Raw genomic sequence first — 12,318 nt, forward strand, 5'->3', positions numbered from 1 at the left:
ATCGCAAGCGCGGCCGCGGCGATCGCAAGCGCGGCGTAGCCGGGCGCAGCGGGTCGCCGCTATAGGCCGTAGCCGGGCGCAGCGGGTCGCCGCCATCAAACGTGCCTGGCCTTGATCAGGGCCGCGCGCGCCAGCGTCTGCTCCGCCTGCTTGACGTGGGCGGCGTCGACCAGGACGCCGTTCACCCCGACGGCTCCCCGGCCTTTGGCCTCGGCCTCCCGATAGGCGGCGACGTTGGCTTCGGCGCGGGCGATCTCGTCGGCGGTCGGGGCGTAGACCTCGTTGGCGACCGGAACCTGGTCGGGGTGGATGGCCCACTTCCCGGTGTAGCCGAGCAGCGACGCGCGCCGGGCGTCGCGCTCATACCCGGCGAGGTCGCGGTAGTCGGGGTACGGCGCGTCGATCGCGTCGATGCCCGCGATGCGCGCGGCGACGATCACCTTGTTGCGCGCGTAGGCCCAGAACTCGCCCGGATACTCGCCCAGCGGGACGAAGTTGGTGTCCACCCGCGCGCCCTGTGACAGCGAGAAGTCGCCCACCCCGAAGATCAGGGCGTCGAGGCGATCGCTGGCCGCCGCGATCTCTTCGGCGTTGGCCAAACCTTCGACCTCTTCGATCAGCACCTCGAGCCGGATCCGCTTGTCCAGGTTCAGTTTTGATTCCAGCTGGGTGAGCAGGACGTCCACCCACCACACGTCGCGGGCGGTGCGGGCCTTGGGGATGATGATGGTGTCGAGGTTGCGGCCGGCCCTGGTCACCACCTCGATGACGTCGTCGTGGCACCACCGGGTGTCCAGGCCGTTGATCCGCACCGCCCGCACGGTGCGGCCCCAGTCCAGGTCGTTGAGCGCGCTGATCGCCTTGCCGCGCGATTCCTCCTTGAACGCGGCGGGCGTGGCGTCCTCGAGGTCGAGGAACACCAGGTCGGCACCGCACCCGGCCGCCTTGTCGAACATGTTGTCGCTGCAGGCGGGCACCGCGAGCTCGGAGCGGCGGAGAAGATTCGTCATCGTTTCAATTTCCTTCTGTCACAACACGCCACGGGCGCGCAGGTCGTCGATTTCGTCGTGGCTCATGCCGAGCAGATCCCCGTATACCTCGGTGTTGTGCTCGCCGAGGCGCGGCCCCAGATGCCCGACCGTGCCGGGGGCTGACGAGAACCGCGGCACGGGGGCCTGCACCGTCATGGGTCCGAGTTGTGGGTCGTCGACGGAGATGAACACCCCACGATGCGCCAGCTGTTCGTCGGCGACCAGGTCGCTGATGTCATAGACCGGCGCGGCGGCCACCTCGTGCGCTTCGAAGGCGTCCATCGCCTCCGAAAGTGTTTTGGTGGCAACCCAATCGGCGACCACGGCGTCGACCTCGCGGGCCCGCGCCAACCGTCGCTGCGGGTCGGAGAAGTCGGCGTCGTCCAGCAGATCGTGGCGGCCGATCGCCCGGAACACCCGCAGCGCCAACGCCGGCGAACTGCCGGACATGGCCAGCCACTTGCCGTCCGCGGTGCGATAGGTGTTGCGCGGCGCCGAAATGTCCCACCGGTTGCCGGCCCGCTCGGGCACCAGGCCCAACTGGTCATAGCCCAGCAGCGTCTGTTCCAGCAGCCGGGCCAGCGGGTCGATCAGGTTGACGTCGATCAGTTGTCCGGGCCCGCCGTGCACGTCGCGGTGATACAGCGCCATCATCACCGCGTACGCGGCGTTCAGCGACGCGACGCCGTCGGCCAACATGAACGGCGGCAGCGTCGGCGGCGCGCCGGCCTGACCCGTGATGTGCGCGAACCCGCTCATCGCCTCGCCCAGCGTGCCGAACCCGGGGCGCTCGCTCTTCGGCCCGCTCAGCCCGTACCCGGTGATGTGCAGCATCACGATCCGCTCGTTGACCGCGCGCAGGCTCTCGTAGTCGAGGCCCCACTTGCGCAAGGTCTGGGGGCGGGTGTTGAAGATGGCGACATCGGCGTGCTCCACCAGGCGGCGCACCAGCTCCTGCCCTTCGGCGCACCGCAAGTCGAGCGTGATCGACCGCTTGTTGCGCGCGATCGACTTCCACATCAGGCCGACACCGTCGCGCTGGTTGCCCCAGCCGCGGATCGGGTCGCCGTGGCGCGGTTCTTCGACCTTGATCACGTCGGCGCCGAACTCCCCGAGATAGGTGGCCACCAGCGGCGCGGCGGCCAACGTGGCGAGGTCGAGCACCCGCAGCCCGTCAAGCATGGGCACCGGCGGCCACCCGGCTGTTCGACGGACGCTGCAGCCCGAGATGGCCGCGCAGCGTGGAGGATTCGTATTCCGTGCGGAACAGGCCGCGGCGCTGCAGCTCCGGCACCACCATGCGCACGACGTCCTCGAATGCACCGGGCAGATGCGTTGCGGCCAAGACGAATCCGTCACACGCGCCGCTTTCGAACCAGTCGGCCATCTGATCGGCGACCTGTTCGCCGGTGCCGACGAAGCGCGGCCCCTGCAGCAGTGTGGCGCGATGGTTGGCGAGGTCGCGCAAGGTGACCGTGTCCCCGCCGATATGGGTGCGCAGGTTCTGCACCAGGCCGCGGATGCCGGAGACCGAGGCGAGCAGTTCGTCGGTCACCGGGTCGTCGAGATCGTGTTGCGCGAAGTCGTAGTTCATCAGCTCGGACAGCAGCGTCAGCGACGCCATCGGATGCACGAGGTCGTTGAGGAACATGGCCTCGCGATCCTTGGCGTGGGCCTCGGATTCGCCCACCACCGCGTAGGCCATGGGGCAGATGCGCACGGCGGCCGGATCGCGGCCCGCGTCGGCGATGCGGTCCTTTTGATCGGCGTAGTGGTTGCGTGCGACCTCGATGCCCGGGTCGCCGGTGAAGATCAATTCGGCCCACCGAGAAGCGAATTCGCGGCCGCGGCCCGACGATCCGGCCTGGATGATGACCGGGCGGCCCTGCGGGGTCCGCGGCACCGTCAACGGTCCACGGGCGGAGAAGAACTGGCCGACGTGTCCCAGCTCGTGCACCTTGTTGGGGTCGGCGAACTGCCCGGAAGCCCGGTCGTGCAGGACGGCTTCGTCCTCCCAGGTGTCCCACAGGCCGGTCACCACGTCCATGAATTCGTCGGCGCGGTCGTACCGTTCGTCGTGACCGAGGTGGGCGTCGACCCCGAAGTTCTGCGCCTCGCTGTCGTTGACGGAGGTGACCACGTTCCACGCCGCGCGGCCGCCCGACAGGTGGTCGAGCGAGGCGAACGTGCGCGCCACGTGGAACGGCTGGTAGTAGGTGGTCGAGTAGGTGGCGCCCAGCCCGATCTTCGACGTGGCCTGCGCCAGCACCCCGAGAATCACACTGAGGTCCAGCTTGACCGGGCGGGCGCCGTAATGCACGGCCTCGCCTACCGATCCGCCGTAGACGCCGGGCATGGCCAAGCGGTCGTCGAAGAACATCAGGTCGAAGCAACCCTCTTCGAGCTGGCGGCCGATCTTCGCGTAGTAGGACGCGTCCAGGTACCGGTGTTCGGTCGCGGGGTGCCGCCATGAGCCCGCGTAGACCGAGGTGCTGCCGGCCTGCATGAAGGCCACGAGGGCCATTTTGTCGGTGCGCATGCTTGAAACGTAACATCTGATATTTCAGATATCAAATGCTAGATCTGTCGTTTGGTATTATGCCCAGGTGGCTTCGACCTCAGGGATCGACATCTCCGGGACGGTCCGAGAGCGCGCCGCCCGGGAGCTTCGCGACCGCATTCTGACCGGCGTGCTGCCGGCCGGCTCCCGGGTCGATCTCGACGCCATCACCGAGGAATTCGCGACCAGCCGCACGCCGGTGCGCGAGGCGTTGCTGGAGCTGTCGTTCGAGGGCCTGGTTCAGGTCGCCCCGCGCAGCGGGGTGACGGTGGTCGGCATCAGCCCGGGCGACGTCCTGGACAGCTTCACGATTCTCGGCGTGCTGACCGGGCAGGCCGCGGCGTGGGCCGCCGAGCGGATCGAGCCCGCCGAACTCGCCACGCTCAGGGAACTCGCCGCCGACGTGGTCGCGCGATCCGGTGACGACTCCATCGGAGAGGCCAACTGGCATTTCCATCAGATGATCCATCGCGCGGCGCACTCCCCTCGCCTGCTGAACCAGATCAAGCAGGTCGCGCGCGTGGTGCCGAGCAACTTCCTCACGCTTTTCCCCGAGCACGAAAAGCATTCGCTCGACGAACATCAACAGCTCCTCGATGCGCTGGGCGACAAGGACGCCGAACGCGCCCGTGCGATCGCCGAACGGCACGTCTTGGATGCCGGCCGCTCGCTGGCCGACTGGCTCGAGCAGCGCCGCGACGTCTAGCCCGCCAGCGCGGGCAGCACCTTGTCGGTGAGCAATTGCACCGATTTCCACGCTTCGTCGACCGGCATGCCACCGACCAGGGGGTGCATGACGAGCGGCCCGTAGTTCTGCGCCTCGCGCACCTCCGAGATCAGCTGATCTGGAGTCAGGAAGCGGTATCGCCCCGATGCCCTGACCTGATCCAGGGTCTGCACACCCGGAAGGTGCATGAGCGAGCGTTGATCGGTGGACCATCCGCCGTAAGTGACTGCCTCCCACAGGATGTGGTCGCCCAGTTCCGCCCACGCCCGCTCGGGGTCCTCGTGCAGGTAGATCATTCCGCGGTTGATCGGTCCCGGCATGAGAATGAACGGCGCCATGCCGGCCTCGGCGCACAGCTCGCGGTAGTAGGCGGCGATCTCGGGCAGGTGATCGGCCAGGCTGAGCGGCAGCCGGAACCGGGCGGCGCGGCGCGCGGTGGCACGCGCGCCACCGCCGACGTACAGCGGTGGATGCGGCCGGGTCCACGTGCCAATGTCGGACCACACCGCCAGCATCCGCTCGAGCAGGCCGTCCATCAGCGCGCCACGTCGCGTGAAATCGGCTCCCAGCGCATCGTATTCGACCGTGCGGTATCCCAGGCCCACCGTGGTGTGCAGCCGGCCGCGGCTCATGTTGTCGACGAGCGCGATGTCTTCGGCAAGGCGGACGGGGTTCCACAGCGGGCCCAACGCGCAATCGACGCTGGCGATCAGTGTCGAGGTGCGGGCCAAGAACATCGCCGCGGCCATGATCGGGTTGCAGCTCCACCCGTGCCCGGTCGCGTGATGCTCGTCGACACTGATCGACGTGATGCCGTGCGACTCACCCCACTGCGCCAGTTCGAGCGCTGCGGACAGCAGTTCGCCCTGCACGCGCGGATCCCCCTGCGGCGAGGCGAAATTGAAGCGCAGGACCGTCAGCAACATGCTATGAGTTCCTCGCAATCTGGTTGCGCAGCCACGCGCTTTCCCAGAAGTTCGTGCTGCTTGCGAGAAGCTTTTCATGCGCCTGCCGGAGCACATCGCGAGCCCCCGAATGCTCGGCGGGCACGAGCTGGGCGAGGTGGATGGCGTGCAGTGCCCGATCGGCGGCCAGGTGCGCCCGGGCGCGATCCAGGAGCGCATCGGCGCCGGCCAACTCGACCACGTCGGCCGCGACGGCGTCGAATCCGACCGGGTACAGCTCGGTGGTCGACTCGTGGTGGAACCAGCCCGAGTAGTTCTCCCAGACGGCCCGCACGTCCCAGGCGACCTTCCCATAGCCCTGGCCCACTTCGTATTCCGCGGGCAACGTGATCTCGCGCATCAGGGTGCGGACATCCTTTCCGGCATTCATTCCGGCGACCGTCTGATCGTGGATGTACTGGATGGCGTTGCGCAGCCGGGTCAGCTCGGCGTTGATGCGCTCGGCCCCCGCGACGGGCGCGAAGTGACCCGTCACGAGCAGCTCGGGGTGCAGGTCGCGGACCCGTTCCACCGAGGCAATGGCCGTCAACGCGTCCCGGTAGCGGTCGCCCCGCATGGTGACGAGGTTGGGGATGTGCCCGAACAGGGGGCCGAAGGTGTTTCCGCACAGGCAGATTCGTTCGTCGGGGAGCCAGACCACCAGCGAGTCGGTGGTCTCCCCACCTTGCACCGAGATCAGTTCCATCCGCCGGCCGCCGAGCTCCAGCGTCAGCGTGTCCTCGAAGTCGAGGTCGACGACGGGCACGCTCTGGCCCGCCAGCTGCGCGGTCCCCAGGCGCCGTTGGATGGCTTGGATGCCGTCGGCCAGCGTGTCTTTGAACGCGAACGCGCTGCGGCTGGCGCGGTAGGGGATCAGTCGTTCGTTGTCGTCTCGCCACGCCGTCCAGTTCGCTTGCGCGACAACGGTCGTGTCGGGGTCGCGCACGCTGTCCAGGCCGCCGACATGGTCGACGTGGCCCTGGGTGAAGATGATGTAGCGCACCGGCGAGGAGTCCACGGCGTCGAAGTTGGCGCGATGCACCGGCCCCTCGAAACCCATGCCGGTGTTGACGATCACCCGGCCCTGCGCGGTGGTGAGCAGGTACGAGTTGGACAGCCCGGGCGAGCACCACAATCCCGGGGCGATCTCATCCGCCTTCTCCGCGGACGCCGGGCGCATCGCGTCGGCTCCGGGCCTGCCGCGATAGACGGGTTCGGTCATCGCTGCTGACTCCTTTATTCGGGTCGGACGTCGAACTTGTCGAAATAGAAGCCGAACCGGCCGCGGAGTTCGTCGGCGGAGACGCCGAAGTGCCGTTGCAGTTCGTAATGGATGCGGCCGTGCTTGCCTCGTGGATTGCCGTCCAGGTAGCGCTGGAAGCCGTCGCGCACTTGCTGCGGCAATTCGACACCGCCGCAGTGATACAGCCGCTCGAGCACCGGCATCTCGTTGCCACCCAGCTGATGAAAGTTGACGTCGATGCTGCGTTCGGTGTCCACCAGGTCGCGGTCACGCACGCATGCGCTCAGCAGACGATGCACGCGATCGCTCCAATATTCCAGCAGCCACTGCGGATCAATGCTGTTGCGGCGCAGCCGATCCGAGTAGGCCATCATCGTGATCGCCGATTGGATCACCGCGACCGGGTCGCGGTGCGTGAAAGCCACCGTCGCGTCGGGGAACGTCGCCATCAACGGGCCGAGCTGCTCGCAGTGCTGCGGACTCTTGAGGACCCAGGTGCGCGGACCCCGCAGAAAGGTGAGCGCCTGCAGCACCTTGCGCATGTAGGCATAGTGGCGGGTTTGGTCGAGGCTCAGGTAGTAGTCGCGCCAATCCGGCACCCGCGCATGCCATTCCAGGACATAGGAGGCCAGATCGAGGTCGAGGAGTTCCACCTCCTCCTCGATCGCCTCGGGGAAGCGGTCATGCATGGCGGCCACCACGGGCGCGCTGGCCATCAGCGCTTCGTGTTCTGCTTTGGCTCGCGCGTAACGGGGGTCCACGCCGAACACGTCGGGCCCCTGCCCACGAGCGGGGATGGGATCCTGGCTCTCCCAGTACGGCAGCGCGCGCCTGCGCGGGTCGGCGGCAATGAGATTCACCAGGTGCGTGGTGCCCGACCGCGGCATCCCGACCACGATGAAAGGCCTCTCGATCGGGATGGATTCGATCTCGGGGTACCGCGTGATCAGCTCGGTGAGCGACAACCGGTTACGCAGCAGGCGGACGATCCGCTGCCGCAGCGAACCGCGGGTGAGCTGGCGCAGGCCATCGTCGGCTTCGATCGCCGCGACGTGCGCGCGCAGCCGGTCAGCGAAGCCGTCGGCGTCGTCAAGATCGGCGGCTGCGGTCTTTAGGCCGGTCTGTTCGACGGCCTCCGCGAGCATCCGGTCGACGTCGAGGTCGACGCGCTTGGCCTCGGTGAACTCCAGGATCTGGCGCTGGACGTCGGTCAGCCGGGGCGCGGTCAGGTCGTCGAAGTCGATGTCGTCAACCGCAGAACCCACCGCAACCCCTCTTCGACGCGTCAGGTGAGAAAGATGACACCGAGGCTAGACGCGGCGCTATTCCGTGGTTCACCCACCATCCCGGCCAGCGGTCACCCAGCTACAGGTTGGCCAGATCGTCGGGCACGTCGATCTTGTGCGCCTGCAGCGCCTCCAGGGGGACCACCTCGAGGGTGCTCTCGTGCGTGGATGCCAGCACCACCGGCGCCGCACACCCGTCGTGGTGAGCCCGCAGCCAATTCAGCGCGGTCACGCACCAGCGGTCGCCGGGCAGCAGGCCCGGGAACCGATACTCGGGAACCGGCGTCAACAGGTCGTTGCCAATGGAGCGCTGGTGCTCCAGGAACTCGGCGGTCATCACCGCGCAAATGGTGTGCCGTCCAAGGTCCTGAGGCCCGGTTGAGCAACAGCCGTCGCGGTAGAAACCGGTCAGCGGGTCTGTGCCGCACGGTTCCAGCGGACCGCCCAGCACATTTCGATCAGGCACCCGTCCAGTATTGCTCTCGCGGTGAAGTTTGAAGCAATTTGCCGACTGCGCCCAAGGATTTTCCGCGCCGGCGCCTTGGAGCCCGATGTGGACGGCCGAACGGCGGGCGTGTTAACTCGAATCGATGTCGACGCCGCCCAACCCGCCCGGAAATCCCGCCGATGAACCACCGTGGGGATGGCAGCCGCCCGGTTACGGTCCGCAGCCGAATCCGCAGGGCCCGCCTCCGCCACCGCCGGGGTATCCGTCGCCGCAGGGTTACCCCGGGTACCCGGGCTATCCGGGCTATGGCGGGTACCCGGGCTACGTCGACCCGCAGGCGCCGTTCGGCCGTGATCCCGTTACCGGGCTGCCCCTGTCGGATAAGTCCGCCACCACCGCCGGCTTACTTCAGCTCTTCCTCGGCCTGTTCGGTGTCGGCCGCTTTTACATCGACTCGACTCAGATCGCCGTGGCCCAGCTGTGCGTGGGGCTGTTCGGAATTGTCTTCAGCCTGTTCTGTTTTCTGGGATTCCCGGTCCTGCTCGGCGGGATCATCTGGGCGATCGTCGACGCGATCCTGATCTTCACCGGCAGCGTCAAAGACAACCACGGCCGCAAGCTGCGCTAGGCCCTCCATATAAGAGGGCTATCGGGTTCGGTTGGCCTGCAACGGTTTTGGCGCACAGTCGGGGACATTTTAACCCGGCCGGCATGCACGACGGCCCGGGGCGCGCCGGAGTCGATGGTTACGGATTGGTCACGATGGCGGGTGGGTGCCGACTTTCGGCGACCCCGATTACGGTGCGGGAACAATTGTTATCTCAAGCTCTCGCGACGCGCTGAGCAAATCCCAGGGAAATCGCCCCGGAAACTTATCGTCACATCGTGGAACGACGAACGGCCCTGAAACTCCCTCTGCTGTTGGCGGCGGGCGCCGCAGTTACCCGGGTACCCAGGGCCTCCGCGGAGGAGGCGGGCCGGTGGTCCCCCGATCGCGCCAACCGGTGGTATCAGGCGCAGGGCTGGCTCGTCGGAGCAAACTACATTCCCGCGAGCGCCATCAACCAGTTCGAGATGTTTCAGGCCGATACCTTCGACCCGCGGCGCATCGACACCGAGCTCGGCTGGGCTCAGTTCTATGGCCACAACACCGCGCGGGTCTTCCTCCATGATCAGCTGTGGGCCGCCGACCAGCGCGGGTTCCAAACGCGCCTAGGGCAATTCGTCGACATCGCGGCCCGTCATCACATCAAACCGCTGTTTGTCTTCTTCGACTCCTGCTGGGATCCGCAACCCCGCGCGGGTCGACAGCGCGCGCCGCGCCCCGGTGTGCACAACTCGGGCTGGGCGCAGAGCCCGGGTGCCGAGCGCCTCGGCGACCCCCGCTACGTCCCGGTGATGCGCGACTACGTCACCGCGGTGATGACCCAATTCCGTAACGACAACCGGGTTTTGGGCTGGGACCTCTGGAATGAACCCGACAACCCGGCACGCCAATACCGCAACACCGAAAGAAGCGATAAGGAGCAACTCGTCGCCGACCTGCTCCCCCAGGTGTTTCGGTGGGCGCGCGCGGTGGATCCGAGCCAGCCGCTCACGAGTGGAGTGTGGCGGGGCGACTGGGGACAACCCCAGGGCCGCAGCGCAATCAGCGACATCCAGCTCGCCAACTCCGACGTGGTCACCTTCCATTCCTACGCTGAGCCCGCCGGGTTCGAGTCGCGCATCAACGAGCTGACGCCGATGGGCCGGCCGATCCTGTGCACGGAATACATGGCTCGGCCCCGGGGCAGCACCGTACAGAGCATCCTGCCCGTCGCCAAACGCCTCAACGTCGGCGCGATCAACTGGGGCCTGGTTGCCGGCAAGACCCAGACCTACTTCCCCTGGGAAACGTGGGATCACCCGGCCACGACGGTTCCGAAGGTGTGGTTCCACGACTTGATCCGGCCCGAGGGACGTCCGTTCCAAGACATCGAGGTTTTGACCGTCCGGAAGCTGGCCGGAAGCCAGGCCTGACAAGCAGAGGCGGGCCAACCGGCCCGCCTGGGCTTTGACCATTCAACGATCGCCGTCGCGCTGCCAGTAGTAGCGTTTATGCCAGCTCAGAAGGGGGCGGCGATGATCGTCGGTGTTGGCCATCTGCCCGCGACGCCATGACGCTGGCGAACCTGAGCGAAGCGGAACTGATCGCGTCGGCCGGCGGCGATCCGTGGGCGATCAATCAGAACTTGCAGGCGGGTAGCCCGTTACAGATTTCGCAGTTGGCGGAGGCCTTTCATGGCGCGGGTCGACACACCGCCGAAGCCGACCATGCATTCGAGCAAGCGCGAAAACGGTTCGCCGCCGCCTGGAACCATCAGGATGGTGGCCACCCCATCAACGATTCTGACGAAGTGCAGCGGGTGACCAAAATGCTCGGTGCGCAGTCCGAGCAGCTGCCGAAGATCGGTGCTGAATTGGAAACGATCGCCGCCGCGTTGGCCGACGCGCAGAAACAAGGAGCTCGAGAGATCGCCCTGCTGGACAGTGAGCTCCGAGGCCTCGACAGCCTCATGACCGCGATCAAGAAGGAATTGGCCTCCCATCTGCCCGAGTCGGAACGCCAGAAGCTGTTGAGACTGTACGACGACGCGCACGCCGATGCCGTGGACGACGTCCGCGATGCCGTCAAACAAATGACGTCAATTCGCAACGGGTACTCCGACACTCTCCGTAGAGCCATGGGTGCCCTGCATACCGACGGTTACGACCCACCGAAAGCTGTAGACGAGTGGATCGAAAGCCCGCTGAAACCGGGTGAGGTGAGAGACCTCGGGCCGATCGCCGGTACCGGCGGCATTCCCGGCATCCCGGGTATCGGGGCGGCGGACTTAGGAGAAGTGGTCGAGATCCCCGGACAGCCGGGAAAATATCTCGCGATTTTTGGGGATTCGTTCTCCGGCAACAAAGTCGGTGAGGACGAACACTATCGATCTGTGGCCGTACCGGTGACCTTCGACGCCGACGGACGTCCGCATTTTGGTGCGCCACTAACGGGCCCCGAGAATAGTGGCCGCGAGCTCTTCACAATGCCGTCGGAGGCGGTCAAGGCCGGAATCAGCGACACGTTGCCAGCCGGAACGGTCACCCTGGGCGACAAAACGTACATGATGGTGACCGGCACGACGGGGAACCTTAAGCCGGCGGCTTCGTGGCTGGTCGAAGTCAACGGTGACCCGGGCAAAGGGTGGACAATGGTGCCAGGCTCGTATCGCGCCGCGGGAGAGGCGCCCACCCAGATCAGCGGCTATAAGGGCTCGGACGGCAAAGTCTACATCGCCGCTGATTCCTTCGACCGCAGCCGAGGCATCACCATGTACCGCGCGGATCCTGACAAAGTGTTCAATCGCGGCAGTTGGCAGCCCTGGAACGGAACCGGCTGGGGCCAAGCCGGCGGAGTCGCCACCGCTCCGATAAGCCGCACACCCTTCGGCGAACTCAGTTTCAGGGAGGTCGACGGCAAGGCGGTGCTGTCGGGTTTCAATCAGGGCACTGGAAATGTCGAAGTTCGGGTGGTGGATGAACCCACTAAAGTGTTGAGCGTCGGGCCGACAGTTGTTGCACAGCAGAGCAATCCGCAGGGGCCAAACTTTGTACCCCAGAACTACGGTGGGTATATCCTGCCTGGATCCACGCTGGATAAGCTGAATCTGTTCGTAAGTCAATGGAACACAACGACCAACACCCCGTACAACACTCGGCAATTCCAGGTAAACGCAAACCGCTAATCTACCCGCCGATAGGACCAGAAATGATCAGTAGGACGCTCGCTGTCGCTGCCGGGGTTCTCACCGCGTTTATGACTAGTTGCAACGCTCGCGCCGACGCGCCTGCATTTCCGGACATCAGCGGGTATTCACCCGTGACGGTTGCGGACTACACGATTGGGCTTCCCAACACGGGGCGTGCACCGCTCAACATGGTCTATTTCCTTACCCCGGATGGAATCACGTGCGATTTCTTCTCCGGGGAAGCACAATGCACAGGCAATAATTTTCCCGCGGTCCCGCCAGCCAGCGGGGCCGGCACGGTGAACG

11 protein-coding genes are annotated in these 12,318 nt (G+C 66.2%); 4 read left to right on the forward strand and 7 right to left on the reverse strand.

From position 1 onward, the window contains the following. Nucleotides 1-95: 95 nt before the first annotated feature. The 3 genes from QGN31_RS24000 to QGN31_RS24010 are packed head-to-tail and all read right to left on the reverse strand — an operon-like array spanning nt 96 to nt 3,570. The gene (locus QGN31_RS24000; RefSeq protein ID WP_009956718.1) at nt 96-1,010 is read right to left on the reverse strand and encodes an HpcH/HpaI aldolase/citrate lyase family protein; all 915 of its coding nucleotides are present in this window, start codon (nt 1,008-1,010) and stop codon (nt 96-98) included. An 18-nt stretch (nt 1,011-1,028) separates the two neighbouring features. Then, a complete protein-coding gene (locus tag QGN31_RS24005; protein ID WP_014378888.1) occupies nt 1,029-2,213 on the reverse strand; it encodes a CaiB/BaiF CoA transferase family protein in 1,185 nt (394 codons plus the stop codon). Beyond that, entirely contained in the window at nt 2,206-3,570 is a 1,365-nt protein-coding gene (locus QGN31_RS24010) for an LLM class flavin-dependent oxidoreductase (RefSeq protein WP_008263166.1), read from the reverse strand. Before QGN31_RS24010 ends, QGN31_RS24005 begins: the two co-directional genes overlap by 8 nt. A gap of 67 nt (nt 3,571-3,637) precedes the next feature. On the opposite strand from QGN31_RS24010, the gene QGN31_RS24015 reads away from it, so the two are divergent. Then, nucleotides 3,638-4,297 carry a GntR family transcriptional regulator gene (locus QGN31_RS24015; protein WP_008263165.1) on the forward strand — a complete coding sequence of 220 codons (660 nt, stop codon included), beginning with the start codon at nt 3,638-3,640 and terminating at the stop codon, nt 4,295-4,297. Here QGN31_RS24015 and QGN31_RS24020 read toward each other — a convergent pair. The 4 genes from QGN31_RS24020 to QGN31_RS24035 form a co-directional block, all read right to left on the reverse strand. After that, nucleotides 4,294-5,244, reverse strand: a complete 951-nt coding sequence (locus QGN31_RS24020; protein WP_008263164.1) for an LLM class flavin-dependent oxidoreductase — start codon at nt 5,242-5,244, stop codon at nt 4,294-4,296. The genes QGN31_RS24015 and QGN31_RS24020 overlap by 4 nt on opposite strands. A 1-nt stretch (nt 5,245) precedes the next feature. Further along, nucleotides 5,246-6,484, reverse strand: coding sequence for an MBL fold metallo-hydrolase (locus tag QGN31_RS24025; RefSeq protein ID WP_008263162.1), 1,239 nt, complete (start codon nt 6,482-6,484; stop codon nt 5,246-5,248). A 14-nt stretch (nt 6,485-6,498) separates the two neighbouring features. After that, complete coding sequence (locus tag QGN31_RS24030; protein ID WP_014383659.1) at nt 6,499-7,770, reverse strand: sulfotransferase family protein; 1,272 nt, start codon at nt 7,768-7,770, stop codon at nt 6,499-6,501. A 100-nt stretch (nt 7,771-7,870) separates the two neighbouring features. After that, nucleotides 7,871-8,257, reverse strand: coding sequence for a DUF2237 family protein (locus QGN31_RS24035; RefSeq protein WP_008263157.1), 387 nt, complete (start codon nt 8,255-8,257; stop codon nt 7,871-7,873). A gap of 124 nt (nt 8,258-8,381) precedes the next feature. Between QGN31_RS24035 and QGN31_RS24040 the strand changes: the two genes are divergently transcribed. The 3 genes from QGN31_RS24040 (at nt 8,382) to QGN31_RS24050 (ending at nt 12,009) form a co-directional block, all read left to right on the forward strand. Beyond that, nucleotides 8,382-8,867: an NINE protein gene (locus QGN31_RS24040; RefSeq protein WP_008263155.1), complete on the forward strand. Its 486-nt coding sequence runs from the start codon at nt 8,382-8,384 to the stop codon at nt 8,865-8,867. A 257-nt stretch (nt 8,868-9,124) separates the two neighbouring features. Beyond that, nucleotides 9,125-10,258 carry a cellulase family glycosylhydrolase gene (locus tag QGN31_RS24045; RefSeq protein ID WP_008263154.1) on the forward strand — a complete coding sequence of 378 codons (1,134 nt, stop codon included), beginning with the start codon at nt 9,125-9,127 and terminating at the stop codon, nt 10,256-10,258. Nucleotides 10,259-10,395: 137 nt separating this feature from the next. Beyond that, nucleotides 10,396-12,009 carry a putative alpha/beta hydrolase gene (locus QGN31_RS24050; protein ID WP_008263153.1) on the forward strand — a complete coding sequence of 538 codons (1,614 nt, stop codon included), beginning with the start codon at nt 10,396-10,398 and terminating at the stop codon, nt 12,007-12,009. The last annotated feature ends 309 nt before the right edge of the window (nt 12,010-12,318 follow it).

The sequence above is a fragment of the Mycobacterium sp. 2-64 genome (assembly GCF_035918375.1).
Taxonomy (GTDB): Bacteria; Actinomycetota; Actinomycetes; order Mycobacteriales; family Mycobacteriaceae; genus Mycobacterium; species Mycobacterium intracellulare.